The 25,461-nt window shown below is 40.3% G+C and carries 17 protein-coding genes; 1 reads left to right on the forward strand and 16 read right to left on the reverse strand.

The window, feature by feature from the left end; genetic code table 11:
- Positions 1-2: 2 nt before the first annotated feature.
- The 9 genes from ychF to WDC_RS09340 all read right to left on the reverse strand — a co-directional run bounded on the left by ychF (position 3) and on the right by WDC_RS09340 (position 11,946).
- The gene (gene ychF, locus WDC_RS00465; protein WP_044009837.1) at positions 3-1,103 is read right to left on the reverse strand and encodes a redox-regulated ATPase YchF; all 1,101 of its coding nucleotides are present in this window, start codon (positions 1,101-1,103) and stop codon (positions 3-5) included.
- A gap of 293 nt (positions 1,104-1,396) precedes the next feature.
- Positions 1,397-1,594, reverse strand: coding sequence for a DUF951 domain-containing protein (locus WDC_RS00470; RefSeq protein ID WP_044009838.1), 198 nt, complete (start codon positions 1,592-1,594; stop codon positions 1,397-1,399).
- 80 nt (positions 1,595-1,674) lie between these two features.
- A complete protein-coding gene (locus WDC_RS00475; protein WP_044009839.1) occupies positions 1,675-2,556 on the reverse strand; it encodes a ParB/RepB/Spo0J family partition protein in 882 nt (293 codons plus the stop codon).
- Positions 2,546-3,313, reverse strand: a complete 768-nt coding sequence (locus tag WDC_RS00480; protein ID WP_044009840.1) for a ParA family protein — start codon at positions 3,311-3,313, stop codon at positions 2,546-2,548. Before WDC_RS00480 ends, WDC_RS00475 begins: the two co-directional genes overlap by 11 nt.
- Before the next feature lie 17 nt (positions 3,314-3,330).
- Entirely contained in the window at positions 3,331-4,191 is an 861-nt protein-coding gene (gene noc / locus WDC_RS00485) for a nucleoid occlusion protein (RefSeq protein WP_044009841.1), read from the reverse strand.
- A 301-nt stretch (positions 4,192-4,492) separates the two neighbouring features.
- On the reverse strand, positions 4,493-5,215 hold the full coding sequence (rsmG, locus tag WDC_RS00490) for a 16S rRNA (guanine(527)-N(7))-methyltransferase RsmG (protein ID WP_044009842.1): 723 nt from the start codon (positions 5,213-5,215) through the stop codon (positions 4,493-4,495).
- A gap of 368 nt (positions 5,216-5,583) precedes the next feature.
- Positions 5,584-6,504: a ribonucleoside hydrolase RihC gene (gene rihC / locus WDC_RS00495; RefSeq protein WP_044009843.1), complete on the reverse strand. Its 921-nt coding sequence runs from the start codon at positions 6,502-6,504 to the stop codon at positions 5,584-5,586.
- Positions 6,505-6,615: 111 nt separating this feature from the next.
- Positions 6,616-7,872 (reverse strand): NupC/NupG family nucleoside CNT transporter, encoded by a 1,257-nt coding sequence (locus tag WDC_RS00500; protein WP_044009844.1) that lies wholly within the window; start codon positions 7,870-7,872, stop codon positions 6,616-6,618.
- A gap of 972 nt (positions 7,873-8,844) precedes the next feature.
- Positions 8,845-11,946: a leucine-rich repeat protein gene (locus WDC_RS09340; RefSeq protein WP_191978627.1), complete on the reverse strand. Its 3,102-nt coding sequence runs from the start codon at positions 11,944-11,946 to the stop codon at positions 8,845-8,847.
- 666 nt (positions 11,947-12,612) lie between these two features.
- Between WDC_RS09340 and WDC_RS00510 the strand changes: the two genes are divergently transcribed.
- Positions 12,613-13,677 (forward strand): NADH-dependent flavin oxidoreductase, encoded by a 1,065-nt coding sequence (locus WDC_RS00510; protein WP_225349598.1) that lies wholly within the window; start codon positions 12,613-12,615, stop codon positions 13,675-13,677.
- A 268-nt stretch (positions 13,678-13,945) separates the two neighbouring features.
- Here the strand turns inward: WDC_RS00510 and thrS are convergent, their stop codons facing one another.
- The 7 genes from thrS to WDC_RS09790 form a co-directional block, all read right to left on the reverse strand.
- On the reverse strand, positions 13,946-15,748 hold the full coding sequence (thrS, locus tag WDC_RS00515; RefSeq protein WP_044009845.1) for a threonine--tRNA ligase: 1,803 nt from the start codon (positions 15,746-15,748) through the stop codon (positions 13,946-13,948).
- Positions 15,749-16,173: 425 nt separating this feature from the next.
- Positions 16,174-17,265, reverse strand: a complete 1,092-nt coding sequence (gene asd / locus WDC_RS00520) for an aspartate-semialdehyde dehydrogenase (protein WP_044009846.1) — start codon at positions 17,263-17,265, stop codon at positions 16,174-16,176.
- A 93-nt stretch (positions 17,266-17,358) separates the two neighbouring features.
- On the reverse strand, positions 17,359-18,711 hold the full coding sequence (locus WDC_RS00525; protein ID WP_044009847.1) for an amino acid permease: 1,353 nt from the start codon (positions 18,709-18,711) through the stop codon (positions 17,359-17,361).
- A 775-nt stretch (positions 18,712-19,486) separates the two neighbouring features.
- Positions 19,487-21,562: a helix-turn-helix domain-containing protein gene (locus WDC_RS00530; RefSeq protein WP_044009848.1), complete on the reverse strand. Its 2,076-nt coding sequence runs from the start codon at positions 21,560-21,562 to the stop codon at positions 19,487-19,489.
- A gap of 223 nt (positions 21,563-21,785) precedes the next feature.
- Entirely contained in the window at positions 21,786-23,375 is a 1,590-nt protein-coding gene (locus WDC_RS00535) for an MFS transporter (RefSeq protein WP_044009849.1), read from the reverse strand.
- A 31-nt stretch (positions 23,376-23,406) separates the two neighbouring features.
- On the reverse strand, positions 23,407-25,149 hold the full coding sequence (locus WDC_RS00540) for a glycosyl hydrolase 115 family protein (protein ID WP_044009850.1): 1,743 nt from the start codon (positions 25,147-25,149) through the stop codon (positions 23,407-23,409).
- On the reverse strand, positions 25,080-25,454 hold the full coding sequence (locus tag WDC_RS09790) for a hypothetical protein (protein ID WP_044009851.1): 375 nt from the start codon (positions 25,452-25,454) through the stop codon (positions 25,080-25,082). Before WDC_RS09790 ends, WDC_RS00540 begins: the two co-directional genes overlap by 70 nt.
- Positions 25,455-25,461 lie beyond the last annotated feature (7 nt).

A 25,461-nucleotide genomic window follows, 5' to 3' on the forward strand; every position in this document is an offset into this window, starting at 1 on the left:
TATTAGACATTAAATCTAAATTCTACAATATCGCCATCTTGCATGACGTAATCCTTGCCTTCAAGGCGCAACTTACCAGCCTCTTTAACAGCTGCTTGTGTGCCTAACTGATCCAAATCCGTAAAACTCATGATTTCAGCACGAATGAACCCGCGTTCAAAATCTGAATGAATAATACCGGCCGCTTGTGGTGCTTTAGTACCAGTCTGATACGTCCAAGCTCTAGTTTCCTTACCACCAGCTGTAAAGAATGTTTCTAGTCCAAGCAACGAGTAGGAAGCACGAATTAGCCGGTTTAGCCCAGGCTCCTTCACACCCTCCATTTCCAAGAATTCAGCTTTATCAGCATCATCCATCTCAGCAATTTCTTCTTCGCTCGCAGCGGCGACACCGATAACCTGTGCATTCTCATCTTTGACATAGTCGCGGATTGTTTGAATGTACTTGTTGCCATCAGGGTCAGCCATATCATCTTCACTGATATTAGCCACATACAGCACTGGCTTAGACGTAAGTAGGAATAAACCTTTAACGATCGGTTCCTCGTCTTCAGTGAAGTCTATTGTGCGCACGCCTTTGCCAGCTTCAAGCACTGGCTTGATTTTTTGTAGCACAGCCAACTCAGCTTTGGCTTCTTTGTCGCTTCCCTTGGCAGCCCGTTCCACCTTAGTCAATCGCTTATCGACAGCTTCCAAATCAGATAAGCCCAGTTCCAAGTTGATCGTTTCAATGTCATCAACTGGGTCAACTTTGCCAGTGACGTGCGTGATATTGTCATCATCAAAGGCGCGCACAACATGGACAATCGCATCAACTTGGCGAATATTTTCCAGGAATTTGTTACCGAGACCTTCACCTTGGCTTGCCCCCTTAACAATTCCGGCAATATCAGTAAATTCGAAGGTGGTTGGCACCACTTTTTTAGCTGGAATTAGTTCTTGAATCCGGTCTAATCGGGCATCAGGCACTTCAACCATGCCCACGTTGGGATCAATGGTGGCAAAAGGATAGTTTGCCATTTCTGCGCCTGCTTTAGTAATTGCGTTGAACAATGTTGATTTACCAACGTTTGGTAAACCAACGATACCTGCTGTTAAAGCCATTTTGTTGGTCACTCTTTCTTTATTTGATTGATTGCTTTAATTTTTACATTGGACGGCTTATTTCACTTGTCGAAATGTGCTCCGTCCAACAAATGCCTAACGTATAAGTACTTTAAATATAATGCGCAAATTCTGCGAATCATATTTAAAGTACTTATACCACGGCATTTAACCGTTGGACTGCGCACTCCTTTTTTTAATGTGCTACACAAGACAGCTTACTAATGCATAAGAGCCAAATCCATTATTCGCTAAACCCACGAATCATGGATTTGGCTCTTATGCCACGGAAACTAATCGTCTTGTTCCGCACTCTTTTTTTGTAACACTTTTTTTAATCTTTTCTCAAATTCGCGTCTTGTCAGCATTACAATGTGCCCACAGCCGAGACATTTGATCTTGATATCTGCACCCATCCTAATGATTTCCCACTCGTTAGCACCGCATGGATGGGGCTTTTTCATCATTACTACGTCGCCTTTATCATACATTTTGATGTCTCCTTTATTAAAACAGTGTGAACTAGAACCCTAACCAGCTGCCTCAGCGAATTCGTCTACTGTCTAACAAACTAACCTAAATCAATTTCCAATAATTCTAAAATCCGTGTCAAATCGTCATCTGACAAATACGGAATTTCAATCTTCCCGGCACCTTTTTTGCTACTAGATTGGGCTACCGCCACTTTGGTACCAAACTTAGATTGTAACTGATCCTCGGCGGCCCGCACAAAGACGGATTTATTTGATTTCTTGCCTGCTTTTTTATTTTTAGTAGCACCATTCATATGGCTCACTAATTGTTCCAACTGGCGCACCGTCAAATTTTGATCCACTGTACGGCGAGCTAGTGCCACCAATTTATCTTTATCCTTCAAACCCAATAACGTCCGCGCCTGGCCCATTGATAGCTGTTCTTTTTGCAGCATTTCTTTAACCATTTTAGGTAATCCAAGTAACCGGAGATAATTGGCAATATACGGCCGACTTTTGCCCAATCGCTGAGACACTTGCACTTGCGTTAATGACAGCTTATCCATCAACGTTGCATAGGCCTGCGCTTCTTCCAGCGGAGTTAAATCTTCTCGTTGTAAGTTTTCAACGACGGCAATTTCCATCATTTCTTCATCGTTCATTTCACGAACAATGGCAGGAATAGTTGGTTTATTAGCTAACTTAGAAGCACGAAAACGGCGTTCACCAGCAATAATTTCGTAACGCTTCATTCGCTTATCCGGTCGTCTAACAATAATCGGTTGGAAAACGCCTGCTTTTTCAATCGAGGAAGCTAGTTCTTCCAACGCCTTCGTGTCGAATGTCCGACGCGGTTGATACGGATTAGGACGAATTTCAGTTAAATTAATTTCTTGGACATTTTCTTCTGCAGCGGCGACTTCATTGTCTTCAAACAAAGCTTCAATGCCGCGGCCGAGTCCTTTTTTATTATTTGCCATGAGCTGCTAACACTTCCTTTGCTAGTTGCTGATAGACCTGGGCACCCTTTGACTTTGGATCATAATCAATAATTGGTAACCCATGACTCGGTGCTTCTGACAAGCGTACATTCCGCGGAATGATTGTTTCATAAACTTGGTCGCCAAAGAATTTTTGAACTTCTTCATTAACCTGTTGCCCTAAATTAGTTCGCGCATCATACATCGTCAGTAACACACCCTCAATTTTCAATTTGGGGTTAAAGTGTTTTTGAACTAATTTAATGGTGTTTAATAGTTGGCTGAGCCCTTCCAGTGCATAGTACTCGCTTTGGACAGGAATTAAGATTGATTGACTGGCAGTAAATGCGTTAATCGTCAACAAGCCTAACGATGGTGGGCAATCGATTAAGATGTAATCATACTGATCGGCGACAGCATCAATCGCATCTTTTAGCCGCGTTTCACGCGCCATCATTGAGGTTAACTCAATCTCGGCACCAGATAACTGGATCGTCGTTGGGACGATATCTAGTCCCGGGTGGCTCGTTTTCAAAATAACATCTTGTAACGCCACTTCATTAATCAAAACATCATACACATCTTGTTCGATGGTTGATTTTTGAATTCCTGTCCCACTAGTTGCGTTACCTTGTGGATCAATATCAATTAGCAGTACACGCTGACCCAATTCAGCCAAACAAGCACCTAAATTGACGCTCGTTGTCGTTTTACCGACACCGCCCTTTTGATTGGCCAGTGCAATCACATGTCCCATATCGTCTTGCCGCCTTTCTACTTTTGCTTTGGAATTTCAATCACAATTTCATAATGGTCGTCTTCGTCTGACTCCCGTGTCTTAATTTTCATTCCATTATCACGAATTAATTTGACAGATTTTTTGATTGTATTCACTGCCACACGGGTATCAGCCGTGAGTCCCTTAGCCTTCTTAGCCCGTTTTTTCTTCGGTTTTACCGCTGTGACAGGTGCTTCATCTTGTGGTCGCGGTTTACCAGTCATTTGTGCGACCAAATCTTCCGTTTGCTTAACGGTAAATTTGCTGTTCACAATTTCCATTAAAGCATCTCGTTGCTGGTCTTCATTAAGCTCAAGTAGCGCCCGGCCGTGCCGTTCACTAATCCGCCGGTCTAAAATGGCATTTTGCACCGGTGTAATTAATTTGAGTAGTCGCAATTTATTGGCCACCGCTGACTGACTTTTACCCATCCCCTGGGCGAGCGCCGTCTGAGTTAAATGATTTAACTCCATCAAACTGCGATAAGCCTGGGCTTCTTCAACTGAACTGAGTTGTTCTCGTTGCAGATTTTCAATTAATGCTAATGAAGCAGTTTCCTTGTCATTCATTTTTTCAATAATGGCAGGAATCTTGTCCCATTGTAATTCGCTAACGGCCCGAAAACGCCGCTCACCAGCAATAATTTCATATTTATTAGGTTCAAATTCACGAATGATAATTGGTTGTAATAACCCATGTTCTTGAATTGTTTCCGCTAACTCTTTAATAGCGTTTGGCTCAAATACTTTTCGCGGCTGAAATCGATTAGGCGTAATTTTGGTAACATCAACTTCAACAACTTGATTAGTTGCTTTTTGATTCTTATTTTTTTGATTTCCAAAAAACGAAAACGCCATGTCGCTGCCTCCTTATGTAGAGTGTTAATTCAACCGGGTAGATACCGTGAGCTAAGTTTCTTATCCATTGTTTGCAGGGCTTAGCAAATGATGTATAAGGAGCTTAGCTCTAGGTGTTTGGTTGAATTAACACGTTTCAAATTGCAGAGTATTAACTCAACCGCATAAACTTCGTAGGCTAAACCAATTAATTATTGTTCGCCTGGTCTTGGCGGATGATGATTAATTGGCTTAGCCCTAGAAGTTTGGTCGAATTAACACGTTTCAGTTACCTAAAACACGCCCCAAAAATCCAACCAACCTACAGCGGCTTTTTTCCTGGTACCCCCGGCCGCCGAGGATACTTTCCCGGCGTCTGCTTAGTCTTTTTAATCACAATAATAGTTCGTGGTTCATCACTTTGAGGTAATTCCAACTGATCAACAGCGATAACCTTTGCACCTAACGTGGTAATTGCTGTCTGTGCCTGCTGCAATTCGTCATCTGCCTGGCTTGCCTTTAACGCAATAAAAGTACCACCAACATTAACTAATGGCAAACACAGTTCACTCAGAACAGAAAGTCGGGCCACGGCCCGAGCGGTCACAATATCAAAACTACTCCGGTAAGGACTCTTTTTGGCACCAAATGTTTCCGCCCGATCGTGGATTAGTGTAACATCTGTCAACCCAAGTTGCTCAACGAGTTGTTCCAAAAACTTAATTCGTTTATTAAGTGAATCCACAATCGTAATTCTTAGGTTAGGAAAAACAATTTTTAGCGGTAATGATGGAAAACCGGCACCAGCACCAACGTCGCAAAGAGTCAGCGATTGTGTTTGAAGCTCGTCAACACTAAAAGCTGGCGTCAGAGAATCGAAGAAGTGCTTTAGATATACATCGCCTTCGTCAGTAATGGTTGTTAAATTGAGTTGCTCATTGCCCTTGATCAATAATTGATAGTACAAGGCAAACTGCTGCACCTGTTGCTCGGACAACATAATTTGATGCTGAGCCAGCGCTTGTTTGAATTGCTGTGGGTTCATTGTTAACTCCTTTAATCGTGAAACAAATTTATGTTTCACACACGCATTCACTTTACCGTAAATTAGCTTAGTAATCAACCGTCGTAAAGTAAATATAATAAGATCTATTATAACATACAGAGTGCACTAACCCGCGTTCTGATGTCGGAATGCAACGTAAAAATTGAATGAACTAGGTCACGAGTGGATGCTGTAGGCTAAGACAATGCAGGAATTAATTATCCTTAGATTTATTGATAGCTGTTTTTTTTACTTGACCCTGGACATCTGTGCCGTATTGCACGTTGCAAATTAGCCCTCACCGCACAAAAAAAGACCAGCGGTTTCCACTCGCTGATCCACGTGATAAGGCTTGATAACTTTATAGATTAATCTTTAATACTACCAATTTCTTCTAAGAACCATTTGTTAAAGGCAGCTGCATCAATATCAACACAAACTTTAGCATTGGTTTTACCATCGTGATAGGCACCACGAATATCGCCAACAGTTTCACCCATTGCAGGTCCCTCAGTTTGGACATCCACCCACATCTCTTTAGTGGTGATTGCCTCTGGATGTAACAAATAAAAGATTGTATTAACATCATGCATTGGAATACCTTCAGCCCCGCCGTCACCGTAGTGTGTAATTAAGGCATGGAGCATTTCGCCAGTTTTGTTTAATCCGGCTAGTTTGTCCAATGTATCTGCAGTTAGTAGCGCTTTTAACGTGATATCCAAACCCACCATAACGATGGGAACACCAGAATCATATAATACCTTAGCCGCATGGGGGTCTGTGAAGCAGTTGAATTCTGCAGCACTAGTCATGTTACCTTCTTGTAAGGTCCCACCCATTGCAACAATTTCTTTGATATTGTTCTTAACTTCTGGATACTGTGAGAACAAGATCGCGATGTTCGTATATGAGCCAGTTGGTACCAAAGTGATTGGTTCGTCGGCGGCCATAATTTCATCATGCAGTGCTTCAACCGCTGATTTTTCGATTGCGTGACCATAGTCATCACCAAAATCATAACCAGGCATCCCCGAAGCACCATGGATCCGTGCAGCATCTTCAAATGGCTTGATCAATGGCTGCTTGGCACCAGCTGCCACTGGAATTTCATTTTCCTTACCAAAAAAATGGACAATCTTAAGTGCGTTGGCAGTAGTTTTATCTACCGTCACATTACCGGCAACTGCCGTAACTAATTTTAAATCAATTGCTGGATCATTAATCGCCATTGTTAGTGCAGCAGCGTCGTCAATACCGGGATCTGTATCCATAATAATTTTTAATGCCATAATTTAATTTCCTCCCTAAATAGTAAGCGGTTTACATTAATTAGATTAGAAAGGACAGCACGATGGCTGTCCCATTTAATTGTCTTAATAATCAATGATCAGTAGGACTGATTACCAAACGAATAATCCAACAAATCCTGCTGATAATAGCGATACAAGAATACCTGATAGAAGCATGTAGCCCACGTTTTTAGCAATCAAATCGTTCTTGTTCTTGTCAACTAAGCCCTTGAAGGCCCCAATGATCATACCGACAGTACCAAAGTTAGCAAATGAAGTTAAGAATACTGTCAAGATAGCACGCAAGTGAGGTGCGTATCCATTGATTACATCCCCAGCAACACGTCCCATAACGACGAATTCATTTGTCACTAACTTAAGTCCCATATCTTGTGAAAGTGTCCATGCTTGGTCAACAGGTAGACCCAATAACCAGGCAAATGGGAACATAATCACACCCAAAATACTTTCAAGTGATAAAGGTTTCCAGAAGAGACCCAAGATCTTGTCAATCAATGCAGCTAAAGCAACAAAGGCGATAACGTTAGCAGTAATAATCAAGATTAGACGGCCGGCGCCTAAGATCGAATCACCTAAGAATGAGAAGAATGGTTCACGTTTGCCGTTACCATCTTCAGCACCACCGTCTTCTTCGCCAACTTGGCCAACTTTAGCAACTGTATCTTCTTCTTTTGGCACTCTGACAGGGTTCAACATACTTGTAACGATAATCGAGTTGATAATGTTAATTGGCACGGCAGTCAAAACAAATTGACCTGGAACCATTTGCGTATAAGCTCCTAAAATAGAAGCCGTCACACAACTCATTGACATCATGGCCAAGGTTAAGTTACGTTCTGCCTTCATTTGACGTAGTTGTAATCCAGAAATGGCAAGCACTTCAGTGTTACCTAAAAACATCATTTCAACAGCGAAGAACGACTCAAACTTAGGTTGGCCAGTAATGAATGACAATCCACGTCCGATCCATTTGATGATCCATGGCAAAACGCCGATGTAAGTCAAAATATCGAACAGTGGGACAATCATTAAAATTGGTAGTAAAGCACTGGTAACAAAGTTCATTGAAGTTCCAGTAAAGGTTCCCCCATAACCCTTTGCGACCCAGTTAGGCAACGCAAAGAGAATCCCTTGATACGAAATCTCAACTAACCAATTAAATCCGTCGGCAGCACCCTTAACAGCTGCACGTCCACCTGAGAAACTAGTGAAGAACCAGGCTAACACAAGGTTAATGACCACCATAATGATAATTGAGCGCCAGTTAACTTCTTTCTTTTTCTTGGAAAATAAGAACGCAATTCCAAGGAACACGATCAAACCAAGAATATTAATAAAAACATACATGGACTACAAACCCCTCTATCTGTATTTGTGTCGTCATACCAAAACTGAATTGAATTATTGCAAATAGGTTAACGCCACTATACTAATATACCGCTTTCATATGGGGCTGTAAACTTAAAAGGGAAAAGTGAATTGTATTTTTAGAGGTGATATATAAGTTTATTTGATAATTATTATCTAAAAATAAGACGATTACTTTAGTTATGTATTCAACTCTTTTCAAACCAGACATTGAATATCCACAAAAATTAGATTTTACTAATTTGAAATTTATTTTATGTATTAATTCAGGATTAAATTCAATTATTAAAATAAAAAAGCTCATGATCTGAGATGATCACAAGCTGTATTGCCCCTGCCAAGGACCCTTATTATCTAATACATCAATCGATTATTCAACCAAATATAGTGAATTTAGCGAAAACAAAAACCGGAGCCTTCTCTTCTCCGGTTTGCTTGAACATCAGGAAGGTGACTTGCAACTACCTAATTGTTTCAACTTTGTTTTTATATATCTCGCCTCAAAACTTAACTACTGAATGTGAATCGTTGGAGCTTTGAAACAACATCTGTTGTAGCTTTTAATCTTATATCGGTCTAACTCTAACCTGACCACCACCAAGTCTAACTTTTTAAATACGGTGGCTAACTCTCACTTAATTAATGGTATTACTTTTAGATATTACTTTGGTAATGCATGGAGCTTAACATCTAATACATTTAATACTTGTTGCAAGGAACTTGTGTTTGAGAAGGCGGTAATCACAAGACGTTTCCTTCCTGTAACTGTATATTAGCATGATCACCCTAAAAGTACAACCAAAAAGCTTACATTTTTCAACTTTTTTTGACAGCGATTCCAGCCGTGTGGCAGTAAAGCTAGCATCACTTCGTTAACGGTGTTAAAGATGTAGCTTTTAGCTCTCTTGTCACCGCTAAATTGACAAGATTGTTAGCCCTAATTTATTCAAATTACGCATCATTTTTTTCTTTACGTCGCAATGCCGCAACTCCGACACTGCTCAGTAATACGCTGCCCAGTAATCCCAAGATTGCCGAAGATTGTTCGTCTGTTCGTGGTAGCGTTTTGGCTTTGCCCTTAGTCGTTGTCGCCACACTGACGCTATTAGCTTTTGTTTGATCAACCGTTACAGGTACCAGGTCATCCGTCTGATCGGCAATATTAGTTGGCTTTTGCTCATCTGGTTGTGTTGTTGTACCTGGGTTGCCTGGCGTAGTTGGCGTATCTGGCTGTTCAACTACATTTGGCGCTTCATCTGGCACAATGTTTAATTTAATGGATGTTGCAATGCCATTAGCCTCATTCTCGGCTTTGATTGCTAGTAACTCCTGTCTGGCAACTTCCGCATTGGATTCATTGGTTGTAATTTCGTAATGCTTAGTACCGTCACCCAACTCGTGTTTTACACTCGGTGCTTCATCTGGAACGATATTTATTTTAATCGTTGTTGCAATTCCCTTGGCCTCATTGGCAGCTTTGATTGTCAGCAACTTACCTTGTGTTGCCGCTAAGTTGGCCTCGGTAGTGGTCACTTCATAATGCTGTGTTCCATTACTCAACTTATGTTCTACCTGGTACGGTGCGTCATCCGGCACAATATTTATCTTGATCGTTGTTGCAATCCCCTTGGCCTCATTGGCAGCTTTGATTGCCTCAAGTTTAGCCTTCGTTGCCGCCAAATTAGCTGCAGTCGTCGTCACTTCATAATGCTGCGTTCCATTACTCAGCTCATGTTGAACCTGGTATAGTGCATCATTTGGCACAATGTTTATCTTGATCGTTGTCGCAATCCCATTGGCCTCATTTTCAGCCTTAATCGCAAGCAACTTAGCTTGTGTTGTCGCTAAGTTGGCCTCGGTAGTGGTCACTTCATAATGCTGTGTTCCATTACTTACCTTATGTTCTACTTGATATGGTGCGTCATCTGGCACAATATTTATCTTAATCGTTGTTGCAATTCCCTTGGCTTCATTGACAGCTTTGATTGCCTCAAGTTTAGCCTTCGTTGCCGCCAAATTAGCTGCAGTCGTCGTCACTTCATAATGCTGCGTTCCACTTAATACTGTATCAACTACTGTGACTGTAGCAGTGTTTGTATACGTATATGGCGTTCCCGGCATCTGCAAACTGTAGGTAACATGATAAACACCAGCTTTACTAGTATTAACATCGTTTGTATTGTTTAATTTAAGCAAACCACTTGTAACATATGGAGTATAGTCAAACGGTATCAGCGAAGCCAAAACTGTCTGCCCATTAATCACTGTAGTAGCTGGATTACCATTGGCGTCAAGTTGGGGACTAATAATGTAAAAATAGTCAAAATTATCATTGCTATTCCACTGATCGCCGGTGCTAATCGTTGTATCGTTAACACCTAAAAAGCTGAATGCTAAATGATACAGGCCTTGGAAAGTAATATTGCCCGCAGCATCTTTAAATAGCACTGAAAAGGCAAAACCTAATTCAGCAGTTGGAGCAACATCAGTGTATGGAATGACAAATTGATTATTAGTTTCATCAAACGTCACAGCTTGACTAGCTCCCTGTGTATTATAGTTAGCCACAATTTGAACCGTTGGTGTTCCGAACAAATCTAAATCTGCCAAGCTGAATAGTCCGCCCAGTGTTGGCCCAAGTAAATCAACCCGATCAGTTTGCGGTGTCCCATAAAATTGACCGGTTTGATTTGTGTTACCGTTCAGTTGTATTGGCGTCTCAACCTTAACTAAATGATTACTCATTAAAATACCAGTTCCTGCGGTGGTCAACGAACTTGGTAGAACCGCCACATCGATATTATTACCGGCAAAAGCTAAATCGCCAATGGTCGTTAGCGAAGTTGGCAGATTAGTCAGCATGGTTAATAAATTACCAGCAAAGGCCTCTGCGCCAATGTTAGTAACACCATTAGGGATCGATATATTAGTTAATTTATTAGTTGAAAATGCTCCATTACCAATATCAGTGACACCAGCTGGAATTACAACGCTCGTCAGCAGATTATCGTAAAAAACTCCTTCGGCAAGTGTTATCAATCCAGTCGGTATGGTCACATTGGTTAGCTTGTTGGTTGAAAATGCATAGGTGCCAATTTGTGTCACACTATTAGGAATTGTTATATCAGTTAACTTATTGGTTGAAAATGCTCCCATGTCAATGGTGGTAATACCATCCGGAATTACAACACTAGTTAGTAAGTTATTATAAAAGACCCCTTCGGCAAGCGTTGTTAATCCAGTGGAAATTGTTGCGCTAGTCAATTTATTCATTGCAAATGCGTAGGCGCCAATCTGCGTCACACTATTAGGAATAACAATATTAGTTAGTCCACTTTGCAGAAACGCATTTTCTCTAATCAAGGTCAAATTATTAGATAATGTGACAGAAGTTAGATTAGTAGTTCGTGCGAATGCCCCGGCCCCGATCCATATGACGGTATCGGGTATGACCACACTCGTAATATTCTCGTTACCCAAAAATGCATCCTGGGCAATACCTGTAATCGTGCTCGTAATCCCACCGATAGTAACTTCACTCGGAATCACGACGTCTGTTGCAGTCCCAGTGTACTTAGTAATGGCCCTTTGATCTGGCTGATTAGCAACTTCAGCATACTCAAAATCACTAGCTGGGGTAGCCTCGACGGCAGCCACAGGCGTATCTGCGGTTGTACTTGCTGGTGTCACCGCTACTTTAGTTGGACTCGACGCATTGACTAGTTCATCGTCATTATTTTCAGTGGCATTTGTTTCAACAGTCGTAGTTTGAGCAGTTTCATCAGCCTGCTTTGCAACCGTGTTGATTGGTGTAGTTGGAACGTCTGCTCGAGTTTCAGTTTCATCCGTATCGACTTTATTTGCTGGGTCAGTAGTAACAGTCTGAACTGCTGTCGCTGGTTCAACGACTGCTTGATCTGCTTGCGCACTGGAACTCATCCCCACCATACCAATTATTGCAGCGAAACTTGCGACCCCAATCACTAACCATTGCTTGCCCTTTTTATGCAACTTGTAATGCGTCTTGATTTCTTCCATCTGATCATTTTTCATTTTATTCTTATTACAAATCATCCTACATAATTTGTAATAAACTCCCCCCATTCATAAATGTGTCCATTTGATAATCCCTACCACAAAAGTAAATATCGATTAACTATTAATACTGTTAACTTTTTAGTCAAAATACCCCAATAGAACTTCAATCACTATTATCAGTTCCCCCTTCTGTGATTTAATTTTTGCTTGCAAACTCAAACCTAGCCATTTTTCGTCGAACAAAACAGGAAGAACCGCAATCACCCTCTAGCTACCAAGACAAGCACCCGATTACCCGCCAAATTCATTAATTGACCTAATAAATTTTATAGCCAGCTATTAATGCTAATATAACTTCTTCCTTTGGCTCTATCGTACCATGTACCACCCCGAGCCACAACCAAAAACTGACTTTTTGGTACCGCTTTCTTCACTGGCATAACACACTATTATCCGATAGTTACTTTCATGTACCTAACAAACATAAAAGTACCTACTTGTAATTTGTAAGTAAGCAGACTAAACTCAATTTACGGGTAAATTAACATCTTAAAGGAGCGCACTGTAATGAATAAAACATATCAATTTTTAACACCTTACCACTTCAAAAATGGCGCTGAAATCAAGAATCAAATCGTCATTCCACCAATGACCGAAGCTTCAGCGCTTTAAAATGGCGCTGTGTCGAGCGACGAATTGAACTATTTTAGCCTGCACGCTGGTGGGGCTGGCATGTTCATTACCCCCGTCGCCAATGTCACTCCTCATGGTAAAGGATTTGAGGGCGAGCTATCCGTAACTGACGACCGCTTTCTACCAGGCTTGACTAAGTTAGCTGAAACAATAAAACATAATGGTACTAAGGCTATTTTACAAATTTTTCATGCTGGCCGAATGTCTAATTCTTCTATCTTAAGAGGAGCCCAACCCGAAAGCGCTAGTGCCGTGGCAGCGTTGCGACCAGGCGCAGAAACACCACGTGAACTTTCTGACGCAGAGATTGAAGAAATTATCACTGCGTTTGGTGACGCCACTCGCCGCGCCATCCAGGCTGGTTTCGATGGTGTTGAGCTGCATGGCGCCAATACCTATTTGATGCAACAATTTTTCTCCCCACACTCTAACCGACGAACGGACAAATGGGGCGGTTCGCTAGAAAAGCGCATGAACTTTGCATTAGAGATTATCAAGAGCGTCCATGCGGCTGTGACACAGTACGCTAAAGCTCCATTTATCGTTGGCTACCGAATCTCGCCAGAGGAAATCGAAGAACCTGGCATTCGTCTCGATGACACACTCAAATTTATTGATGTTTTAGCTGACCAACCGATTGATTACCTCCACGTTTCAATGGGCTATGCTTGGCGTACATCATTAAATGACAAGAATGATACTGAACCAATTATTCTAAAAATCAAACAGCAAGTTAATAACCGCTTGCCACTGATTTCAGTGGGCTCAAACGAAACTCCAGCTGACGCTGAAAAATTAATGGATGCCGGAATTGACTTTGTGGCACTCGGGCGTGAAAGTTTGCGTGAACCACACTGGGTTCAAAAAGTGATGGCCGATCAGGAACAAGCAATTCGCTACACAATGGCACAATCTGACTTTGAGGAGTTGGGAATTAATTCGGCATTCGCTGATTTTCTTGGCTTGTTAAACGCTGATTTGCATATTGTTAATTCCAGTCAAGGAAAAGATGAATTTGAAGAACGGCTTGGTGGAGTTGAAGGCGGAGACTAGAGTTCACCTTCAATCTATGTTGCCGCGTGGTGCTCTCTTACCGTAACGGCTTTCGTTTAACACAAAAAATAACCTAATTATGATTCGAAATTTCAAATCATGATTAGGTTATTTTTGTGGTGCGCTGCAGTTTTTTATCTCACTTGCTGAATTGTGCTCACAGCCACTGACGTCTGATGTATAACACAGAAGGGACAACCACTTCACACCCCGAAGTAATTGTCCCTTCTGTGTTATACCACGACGTCAACCCGTGGCTGTTCGCACACTATTCTCTTGAATAGCTACTCAAATCTCCCAAAATTTCATCTAAGAAATCTTGTTTTGATTTGCTTACTTGTTTTTCTTCACCATACTTACGTACCGTTACACCGCTGTCTTTAACTTCATTGTCTCCAACAACCAAAGTATATGGTACTTTTTGGGTTTGGGCTTCACGAATCTTGTAACCCATTTTTTCATTTCTGTGGTCCACTGAAACTCGGATTCCGGCAGCTGCTAATTCCTTACGTAAATCCTCAGCATAGTCGGCATGCAAATCTTCACGGACTGGAATAATTTTAACTTGTTCTGGTGATAACCATGTTGGGAAAGCACCCTTGTACATTTCTGTTAGATAGGCTGTGAATCGTTCCATGGTTGAAACTAGTCCACGGTGAATCATGATTGGACGATGTTCCTGGCCATCTTCGCCAATGTAGTGCAAGTCGAATTGTTTTGGCAACATGAAGTCTAATTGAATAGTAGAAAGTGTTTCGTCATTTCCTAAAGCGGTCTTAGTTTGAACGTCCAACTTAGGACCGTAGAATGCAGCTTCGCCTTCTGCTTCGTAATAATCGAGACCCATATCGTCCATCGCTTGCTTCAACATTGTTTGGGCATTGTTCCACATCTCGTCATCGTCAAAATACTTGTCTGTATTCTTAGGATCACGATAGCTTAATCGGAAGCTATAATCGTTGATATCAAAGTCATGATAAACTTCAATCATCAATTGAAGGATGCTCTTAAACTCATCCAAAATTTGACTTGGTGCAACGAACGTGTGGCCATCATTTAATGTCATTTCACGAACTCGTTGTAATCCTGACAACGCGCCTGATTTTTCGTAACGGTGCATCATTCCTAATTCAGCAATTCGCAATGGCAATTCACGATATGAACGAATGTGATGTTTGTAAATTTGAATATGGCTAGGGCAGTTCATTGGTCGTAATTCAAGTTGTTCGCCGTCTCCCATGTCCATTGGGGGAAACATGTCTTCACGATAATGCTGCCAGTGACCAGAAGTCTTGTACACGTCCAAGTTCATCAAGATTGGTGTGTAAACATGCTTGTAACCATTAGCAACTTCCTTGTCGATGATGTAGCGTTCGATCACCCGACGAATTGTGGCACCCTTTGGCATCCAGTATGGTAAACCAGCACCAACTTTAGGATCAACGAAGAATAAATCTAAGTCATTTCCGATAACACGGTGGTCACGTTCACGTGCTTCTTGACGGGCCTTCAAATCATCTTCCAGTGCATCTTTCTTATAAAAGACCGTACCATAAATCCGTTGGAGCATTGGGTTGGATGACTTGCCTTGCCAGTAAGCACCGGCAACCGACAATACTTTAAAGTTCTTAACAACATCCACGTAACAAAGGACATCTTCAGTTGCGACAGTCGCAAAGTCACCAACTTTGAACAATGCAACTTTATCATTGTCAGCAGCTGTCTTTAATAATTCACTTTGATATGGGTCATTTTTAACTTCTGCTAATGCATCAGCCAATGGAACTTCAACGCGCTCAATTTTGGCGTCGTCCTTGGCAAATTTTTTGATGCCATCTTCTAATTGACCTAATTCATCAGCTGAAACCTGAACGTCGTCTTTGTCTGAGTCAACGTAAAAGCCATCATCACTGGCCACATCGGCACCTAAACGAATACCATCAAATTGTTGGTGCAATGCTGCAGCTAATAAGAGCGCTGTTGTTTGGCGCAGTGCCTGTAATCCTTCTTTGGAATCGCGGTCAATTTTTTTGACCGAACCGTCTGATGCTAAAACTTGAACTTCTGCCATCTAACTCCACTCTCCTTTTTATAAATAAAAAAGCCCCTAGTATCAACTGATACTAGGGACGTTATTAACATTATTAACGTGGTTCCACCCATGTTCACAAGACGTGTGTTTTCACAATAAACACAGAAGTCTTGCCTCCATTGGCTGCTAGCGGGAACCAACCCGGATTTCCTTATTTCGGAAATAGATGCTCAAAGGTAGTACCACATCAGCGCCCCTCACTGTTAAGATTTCAGCCTATGTCTTAACATCTCTGACGGTTAACCAAGTAGCTCGTCCTTCAATCTGAGAATAATTATAGCACCAATATTTTAAATAGCAATAGTGATTTATTTAGATTTAACAATTATATTGCTATATCATAATCCAATAAAAAACTGTGCTCGCCCCTCAATTGAGCAACTTAGCACAGTTTTAATTCGTACTTATTTTTTCGTAATGTAACCTTGTTCCTTCAGTAGTTCGGCACACAAAATCGCACCACCAGCGGCACCACGAGATGTGTTGTGGGATAGTCCAATAAACTTCCAGTCAAAAATCTTGTCTGGACGCAACCGACCAATTGAAATTCCCATGCCGTTTTCAAAATTCACGTCATAACGGACTTGTGGACGATCATCTTGTTGCATGTATTGAATAAATTGCTTAGGAGCACTGGGCAAGCCCAATTCTTGGGGCACACCACGATAATCCTCCAGTGCTTCAATTAATTCTTCTTTAGTTGGATTTTGCTTGAAGTTCACAAATGCTGCTGCAGTGTGACCATATAAAACAGGTACCCGCAAGCATTGACTCGTAATCACTGGTGACTCTGCAGAAACAATTTCTTTTCTCTCATCATCTACATGGCCCCAAATCTTCAACGGTTCATTTTCAGACTTAGCCTCTTCACCACTAATATAAGGAATCACGTTGCCAACAATTTCAGGCGCATCTTCCAATGTTTTACCAGCGCCGGAAATGGCTTGGTAAGTTGTCGCGATCACTTGAGTTGGTTCGAACTTTTTCCAAGCAGACAAAGCTGGCGTATAGCTTTGAATTGAACAGTTGGGCTTAACTGCAATAAAGCCCCGCTTTGTACCTAACCGTTCACGTTGATATTTAATAATTTCAGAATGATCCGGATTGATTTCAGGGACAATCATCGGTACATCTGGCGTCCAGCGGTGGGCACTGTTATTAGAGACAACTGGTGTTTCTGTTTTTGCGTATTCTTCTTCAATGGCACGGATTTCATCTTTACTCATGCTAACTGCCGAGAAGACAAAGTCAACTTGCGCAGCGATTTTATCGACATCTTTAACATCCATCAGTACCAAATCTTTAACTGCATCCGGTACTGGGGTTTCCATTTTCCAACGACCGTTGACCGATTCTGCGTAGGTTTTACCAGCACTATGAGCACTCGCTGCCACTACCACTACTTCAAACCACGGATGATTTTCCAACAATGTTACGTAACGTTGACCAACCATTCCAGTTGCTCCAATTACACCAACCTTAAACCTCTGATCCATTCCGCATCCCCCCTGAATTTTAATAGTGCTATCGTACTTCTTGCGCATGGTAAAAATCAATAGAAAAACCTCAAGAATTTAAATAACAGTAATTTAACTATTTTTTTGTTTTCGACCGCGCAGTCCATAAACTGCGAATAACGCAACAAACCAAACAACCGAAACCACCAATGAAATGCGAGTTTCCGGGTCAAATAATAAGAAAATTAGCACGGCTGTAAAAAAGACCAAACTCGCCCAATCAGTAACTGGATAACCAGGCATTAAAAATTCCTTAACTCCCGCTGGCTGTGCGCGGCGGAATTTAATGTGGCACCATAGCATGATCAACCAAACAAATACAAAATTAATCGTGGACACACCTGAAATTAAATTAAAAATTCCCGCGGGCATTAAGTAATTTAAGATAACCACCACAAACAAAATGGCAGATGAAAAATGCAGTGCTGTGTTCGGCACCATATGGCGACTTAGTTTGGTAAAACGATGCATCGCATTACCACCGGTAGCCAGGGCATGTAATGTACGACTGGTACTGAAGATGGCACTGTTAGTAGCCGACATAGCGGCCGTTAATACAACAAAGTTTAGAATCGCAGCGGCACTCGTAATTCCAATGCCAGAAAAGACCTGCACAAACGGACTTGAAGTAGTGGTAATCGTGTTCCATGGCGCAACACACATAATTGCAATCATTGAACCAATGTAAAACAGTCCAATTCTAATGGGCAAGCTATTAATTGCGCGTGGTAAATCCTTGTGTGGATCCTTGGTTTCACCAGCGGTTAATCCCACCATTTCAATACCCACAAAGGCGAAAACCACCATTTGAAATGACATCAAAAAGCCACTAACACCAGTGGGGAAGAACCCGCCATGAGATACTAAATTGCTAAACGAGGCTGTCGAGGTTCCCGTCCGAAAATGAAAGAGTGTCATCCCCAAGCCAACAACAATCAGCGCTAGGATCGCCACCACTTTAATCATCGAAAACCATGATTCCAATTCACCAAACAGACCGACATTGACCAGGTTGACTAACAATAATAGCAAAATAATGACGAGCGGCCCGACCCACTGCGGCAAGCTGGGAAACCAATATTTTAAATAAATTCCCGTGGCTGTTAAATCCGCCATTGCCAGGCTGAGCCAGCACGACCAATACGTCCAACCGGTAATAAATTCCATCCGATCGCCCAAGTATAATTTGATGAAATCAATAAACGAATGTTTACTCGTATCGGACAACAATAATTCCCCGATCGCCCGCATCATGAAGAAACAAAAAATTCCGACGATTAGATATGACAGAATAATGGATGGACCGGCTTTTCGAATGGCACTACCAGAACCCAAAAACAATCCTGTTCCAATGGCCCCACCGATGGCAATCATTTGAATATGGCGGCTCTGTAACGATCGTGACAACTGACGCTGCTCTTTCATCTGTCCCACTCCTCAATTTTTAGATATGTAACTTCCCATTTAATCAAAATAAAAAGCCCCTGGTACATTCAAATGTACCAGGGACGCTAATTTCATCTTCAACGCGGTTCCACCCAAGTTTTACAACCCAAAATATGGATTGTCTCTTGTAGTTGATAGTGGAACTACCCAATTTAAGTACACCATTTTAAATGACCAGCTTTCAGCAATACCAGTCTCTCTGTGATTATCTCGCGAGATTAACGACTATTATTGCAAAGGTCAGATAAATTGTCAATGATTTTTTCTCATGCAATTTTAATAGAGCGCGAACAACCACGGGTAGAAACCGTAACATAACGGTATCAGAAGTGATATGATTCGTCCTTTGAGTCATGTTGCTTCTGATATTGTTATGTGAAGGCTTCTGTGGTTGTGAGCGCATTTCAGCTAGAGCGCAGAGAAACCACGGGTAGAAACCGTAACATAACGGTATCAGAAGTGATATGATTCGTCCTTTGAGTCATGTTGCTTCTGATACTGTTATGTGAAGGCTTCTGTGGTTGTGAGCGCATTTCAGCTAGAGCGCAGAGAAACCACGGGTAGAAACCGTAACATAACGGTATCAGAAGTGATATGATTCGTCCTTTGAATCATGTTGCTTCTGATATTGTTATGTGGAGGCTTCTGTGGTTGTGAGCGCGTTTCAGCCAGAGCGCAGAGAAACCTAAATTATCATAAGCATGAGCATCGGTTGCCATTTACTAAGGTCATAATATCTAACAGCTATAGACGATCACTTATCCAATAAAAGTCTCGTTGCCAACAACCTAAACTGACCGGGAGTTAACCCCTCAGTGCTTTTAAATATTCTGATCATATATGCCTCAGAACTAAAACCACAACGTTGTGCTACCTGTCTTAGTGCCATTGTTGGATACCTAATTAGTAATAATTTTGTTTCAGCAATTATATACATAGCTAGTGCGCGGCGCGGCGTAGTATTGTACACGTCACTGAAAGTCTGCAGTACATACTGAACACTGTAATTAGTCATACCTGCCAATGAAGTGTTCGTTAATGGGCTATCAAATTTGTTGTATATGATATCCAGAACTGATTTGGCTATTTTTTGTTTATTCACCTCAAGTTTGCTATTTGTATATGGCTTCAGCATAGAAACAAATTTTTCCACAAGTTTTGAAGCTTCTAAATTACTTGTATAATTCCTGCGAAATTTAATATTATATTTCCGAATATAGGCAAATAACTCAGCACTTAAAACTGGAATGTACAGCACTCGCTGGTCCTTGGCAAGAGACAACATTTCACGTACTTTAGCACCTGAAAAAATTAAATAACTGGTTTGCCAAACTGAAGATTCTGCATGCCAAGTAAAGCTCACATTAGATTCAACTAAAATTCCTTGACCAACTCTAAGTTGCACCTGCCTATTTGATAGCGTAATTTGCCCTACACCTGCATCACTTTGAAGCCAATAGTAGTACGGTACTCCATTTGACTTTGCTACTGACTGTTGGTTCCAGCTTTGTCCCATTTCGCTAATTGCAAATGGAAATCCAACTGAATTATAACTAATTTTAACCTGACCATTGTGCTTTTTATTATCATTGACATAGTAGCCTGTTACATTAATATCATCATCCGTGCTGCCGTACAACCGATGCGATTTATCATACCATTCTCCATGTTTGCCAAGCACCTTAATCTGTAAACGATACTCACCGACCGATAGTTTTGGTGATACATAACGCAATCCATCATTTGTCACTTGACTATAAAAATCAATAGTAACTTCATGGACAACCGTATTGTCAGAATCAAACAAAGTGAGCAAAGCATATCCGCTGTGTGAATCAGTTCTACCAAAAACTCTAATATCCGTCCCTTCAAATTTAACCGTCATACTATCATTTTTCATTTTTCCCAGCCATGCTAATTTTTCTTTTTTTAATTTAACTTCTTCTTCATTGAACCAATTCCAACTAGACCAAAATTCAGATATATTAAGTTTAGTTCCTGTCACTTTTATTGGCAGCCAAATGGAAGTCGTACAATCCAAAAACGGATAGGATCTGCGATCACCAATATACATCGGGAAATCACCCTTGTTCGAATGTAATTTAAAAACAAACGAACTTTGCGAGTTATGTGTTAAAGTACCTGACGGGCAAAATGGACCCCTATATTCCCACGGTCCAATCAAACTATCTGCGCAATAATAATAATTATCATTTCGTTCCCAACTAGTTTTTTGTGATACCAACAAAAAATAATGACCATTCTCCTTAAACATTGCAGGAGCTTCTGTTCCAGGGGCAATATTACTAATAATTTTTTCCTCTGCAAAATGACCATCTGCCGACAAACGATAGATATCACCCTCGTGTGTCAAAAGATAGTTTGTTCCATCATCATCGGTAAAACTCCCAATATGCCACATTTTAATAGGTTCACCATTAAATAATAACGGTCCCTTAAATACAAACGGTTCATCTAGACCGTCAGCAATAGCATATCCAACACAAGGATCAAATGTGCGCTCATCGTCAGTATGCATCATCATTACATATTGTCCATTTACCGTTCTAACTACTTTTGGTCGTTCACCAATCCGGTGAGGACCAAGCAACCCGTCTTTTTGTTTTTTTACCGCAAGGCCCATATAAGTCCAATGTTCCAAATCTTCAGAACGATATCGAGTAAATCCCGCAAATTGCACACTATTTTCCAGCCTATATTCGCCAAAGAGATAAAAATAGTTGCCGTCTTTAATTAGACACCCACCAGAAGAATTAACTACATTAGAATTTTGATCATACCGAGGAATTCCGTTAAATATAATTGGCATGTCATTAACCTTCCTTTTTTTACACCACTCAGTTTTAAAAACATAAATATTAATTTATCTCCATACTACAGCAAAAACAATGTAGTTTACTGTCGAACTACACTGTTTTTAAACTAAAAATTATTGATGAGTTTTTCCTCTTGCTGCGTAAGGAAAAATCATTTTAACACTTAACTAGCATGCCAAATTGCAGTTACTTACAAATTTATAAATTCATCTACTTCTATTCACTGTCTGCCTTATGATCGTTTTTCTTCCAAAATTCAATAGAATCATAATCAACACCCGTTAACTGTTCACATACAGCTTTAGTATTCGGTTCGACTTCCGCCATACTACCTCCATCTTGCAAACGTGATAATTCACCTGCCAAAATATTGAAAGTTTTTTTACTTACATGGAATCTACTTGCAAAAAACATTGCAAGTAAAATCATGATCCCAACTCCACCGGATACAAGAAATAAAATCATGTGTGTTGCACTTGCAGGTTGTGCAACTGCTCCACCTGTCGATTGCCGGAAGCCCGCTAAATCAAGCAAATAACCAGCAACAACCGCAGCTAATCCTTGACTAATTTGATTAATAAACACCATTACTGAGGCAAATAAACCAGCCCTATTTTTCCCCGTCACTAATGTATCAATATCAGGGATAAATGGAAATACGTTCCAAGGAAGAAAATATAAAATATATAATCCGACTTCATAGCACAACATTCCTATAACCAACCAAGCCATCATTCCCACTGGCTTTGTCATACCAACAAAAGCCCAATCCACAGCACTTAATAAAATAAGTGAGTAACCAAATAAATACAGAGCTCTAGGTGATATTTTTGTAACAATTATTCCCGCTAAAATTGTTACAGGAACAGAAACAATACTCAAAGACTGCAAGAATCCAGATGTACTTGTGGTCTTGCCTAGTACAAGCACTATATAGTAGACGAATGTTGTCGACCATAAAATTGTTGCAAAATAAGAACTCAGGTAAATACCCATATGTGTTCTAAAGCTTTTAATCCTAAAGGTAGAAAAATAATTTTTTAATTCTGATTTTAATGTTGCTTTTTTACCATTATTATCTTCTAATGCCTGTGCCTCTAACTTTTTCGCCTCTGCTTTGGTCACAAAATGTTCCCACGTTGTTTTATAGGTAATCAAAACGAGAAAGAAAGTTACAACAGAAAACATAACTTGCATAATTAAATATGGTGTTGGTGAAGTCTTTGGGAAAAAGTGAAATAATTGTGCAGGTACAAACTGAGCTAGCATATTACCTAGGCCCGCAATAACCATTCGTGTCGTTGATAATTTTGTCCGCTCATTGTAGTCTTTTGTCATTTCATTTGGCAAAGTTTCCCAGGGAATTTGTAGTACTGACATAAGTACAGTGGTAACTAAATAAGTAATTAAGTAGTACCAGTAATTCATTCCAGCAACCCATAAAGTTATGGCAATTAATACTGAGGGTGCTGCTGCCAAAATAAAAAGATGTCGTCTTCCAAAAATTCGACCAATTTTGTATTTATAAATATTATCTGAAATATTTCCCATAACGAGTGATGCCAGTCCATCAGCCACACGTCCAATTAGAAAAATCGTTGCACCTTGTCCAGCAGACAATCCACAAAATGTTGTATAGAAAAATAGTAACCAAGCTCCAACTAACCCTTGCATAGAAATACTAAAAAAAGAAAAAACACCAAAGCCTAACGACCGGCCTATTCCAATTTTGCCACGTTTTTGATATATACTTTTCGAGGCATATTGATCCCAGCCATCATTAATATTAATTTTATTTTCATCCATAGCCTAATTTTCCTTTCCTTAATCTGTAATTTTATGATTCATTAATTATTTGTTCTCTTAACTTACGAGCTATTTGATCATCTGATAAAGCTAAATGAGTATTTGAAAGTAACATAACCCGGGAATCAGAATTTTCCATTAAATAGTTTCTTTCCCACTTATCCTCATCTGAGCTATCACCAAGCACTCTCAAATAAGACCTTAATCTTCGTAATTTTATTGAATTCAATTCAATATTTGAATATGCATCATTGCAGAAGAAATCAAACCATTTTGACGAAGGATTATTCTGTCTCATTTTCAAAATTTCATCATTTGATCTCATTGCTTCATCAGATTCCAAAAATGCATGAATTATTTCATCATTTTGATAAAAATGATAGGCCTTTATCGTTGCTCTTAGTGCGTGTAAAGAGCATGTCTGAACATTGATATCAAGCATAATATCATTATAAAAAACAGACTGATTATGTGGATCCATGATATCTTCATAAACCTGTACGGACTTTCTTTTAAGCTGATCCCAAGCATCATATTTTGTGCTAATTAATTCATCTATAATACTCAATTGTTTATCTATAGCAACGTCCCCTGTCAACCAATTCATTTCTTCCAGTTGTAAGGAGTGTCCCATCCAGGATTTAATTAGTTTGCGAACTATATATGTTGCAAACTCATCCCCTGCTTTTTCATCAGCATTGGGGCCATACTGAATTGATGCCTTAAAATAATCCTCATAAATTTTGCTTACTTGAGTATGTGATTCATCATAATATCGGTGAACATATTCAGTGATAATTTCTGCATTGGAGCGACTCCGATACTCACTACGCCAAGACTGAGCTACTTCTCGGATGAATAAGATATGTGGTTTCACATTGCCAACGTTAATTAACTCTAAAGTATCCATATTTGCTTGACGAACTTTACTTAGTTCTTCCGATACAAATTGTGGACTGTTAGGAAGTAGCGTCAAAAAACTTGATGCCTGTAAATCATGAAAAGTTACATGATAGTATATTCCTCGTTTACGTTTAGCAGTATTGGGAATGCTAAGTACTGGTGAACGAGGGTTATCATCGCCTTGTCGCCTGGAAACCATTTTTCCATAGCCACTATCTGCCCATATCTCAATTACATCAGAAGGTAATCTTAATAAATCATCGTTAAAGAGTGCTGTTAATTCCCCATAAATGTTTATGACACATTGCGCACCTGGATCCAATTCTTGAACCATGTCATATTGCATTTTGATCACATCATTGATTACATCAGCTTTTTCTTTATTAGTCCACGTATGGTTTTGGTCTTCGAGCCAAAATGGTCGATCTCCTTGTCCACGGAAACCGAGACCATATAACACAGCAGTTCCACGCTGTTCAGTTATACTATCGCGCCACAGTTTTTTAAATAGTTTTGGATATTTAAGGTATGATGCTTCTAGGTCGGGATAAACTCTTGCAAACATTTCAGCACCCAGAGGCTCTGCGTGGTGATGGGCTATAGTTAATCCCATCGCCTGAGCTCCTTTTCTGTGGTATTTACTTTCCTTATCTGTTCCCGGAATTATTAAATTTCCACCTAACCGTAGTAACGTCTCGTAGATTCTGTCCCAAACATACTCATTGGAATCATGGTCCTGCCATTTTGTCAGCAATAATTCATCGTTGACAAACCATCCCCTATATTTGGTTTTATAATTAGCTAAATGTTGGTCAAAATTATTCCAAATAATTTTATCGCTTTTTTTTCTCGTTTGTCCATGAAGTACCAAAAGTCATCAACTTTCAGCACGTTTCGTGAAATTGATAACACACCATACATCAGTCCCAGTTGAGTAGCCGATACAATCTCAACTCGCTGTTGACTAACAAAATGAACAGTGAAGTCATCATCCTTTTCTCCATTGGCAATTTCTTTTTTCTCTAAAATAATCTCATTCTTTGAGCCGTGACTAGTTACCACTTTACGAATATCTCTTTGTAAAATACTTACTGCATTTTTTAATACTGATTCTTCTGGATGTTCTGTCACCACAGTAGTATTAAGACTAATTTCAAACACTTGATTAACATCCATTTAAGTT

It is taken from the genome of Paucilactobacillus wasatchensis (genome assembly GCF_000876205.1).
Classification (GTDB): domain Bacteria; phylum Bacillota; class Bacilli; order Lactobacillales; family Lactobacillaceae; genus Paucilactobacillus; species Paucilactobacillus wasatchensis.

Excerpts from the sequence above, each read along its gene's own strand:
- ychF (WP_044009837.1), bottom strand. The coding sequence starts at position 1,103 with ATGGCTTTAACAGCAGGTATCGTTGGTTTACCAAACGTTGGTAAATCA.
- WDC_RS00470 (WP_044009838.1), bottom strand. The coding sequence starts at position 1,594 with ATGTATGATAAAGGCGACGTAGTAATGATGAAAAAGCCCCATCCATGC.
- WDC_RS00475 (WP_044009839.1), bottom strand. The coding sequence starts at position 2,556 with ATGGCAAATAATAAAAAAGGACTCGGCCGCGGCATTGAAGCTTTGTTT.
- WDC_RS00480 (WP_044009840.1), bottom strand. The coding sequence starts at position 3,313 with ATGGGACATGTGATTGCACTGGCCAATCAAAAGGGCGGTGTCGGTAAA.
- noc (WP_044009841.1), bottom strand. The coding sequence starts at position 4,191 with ATGGCGTTTTCGTTTTTTGGAAATCAAAAAAATAAGAATCAAAAAGCA.
- rsmG (WP_044009842.1), bottom strand. The coding sequence starts at position 5,215 with ATGAACCCACAGCAATTCAAACAAGCGCTGGCTCAGCATCAAATTATG.
- rihC (WP_044009843.1), bottom strand. The coding sequence starts at position 6,504 with ATGGCATTAAAAATTATTATGGATACAGATCCCGGTATTGACGACGCT.
- WDC_RS00500 (WP_044009844.1), bottom strand. The coding sequence starts at position 7,872 with ATGTATGTTTTTATTAATATTCTTGGTTTGATCGTGTTCCTTGGAATT.
- WDC_RS09340 (WP_191978627.1), bottom strand. The coding sequence starts at position 11,946 with ATGAAAAATGATCAGATGGAAGAAATCAAGACGCATTACAAGTTGCAT.
- thrS (WP_044009845.1), bottom strand. The coding sequence starts at position 15,748 with ATGGCAGAAGTTCAAGTTTTAGCATCAGACGGTTCGGTCAAAAAAATT.
- asd (WP_044009846.1), bottom strand. The coding sequence starts at position 17,265 with ATGGATCAGAGGTTTAAGGTTGGTGTAATTGGAGCAACTGGAATGGTT.
- WDC_RS00525 (WP_044009847.1), bottom strand. The coding sequence starts at position 18,711 with ATGAAAGAGCAGCGTCAGTTGTCACGATCGTTACAGAGCCGCCATATT.
- WDC_RS00530 (WP_044009848.1), bottom strand. The coding sequence starts at position 21,562 with ATGCCAATTATATTTAACGGAATTCCTCGGTATGATCAAAATTCTAAT.
- WDC_RS00535 (WP_044009849.1), bottom strand. The coding sequence starts at position 23,375 with ATGGATGAAAATAAAATTAATATTAATGATGGCTGGGATCAATATGCC.
- WDC_RS09790 (WP_044009851.1), bottom strand. The coding sequence starts at position 25,454 with ATGGATGTTAATCAAGTGTTTGAAATTAGTCTTAATACTACTGTGGTG.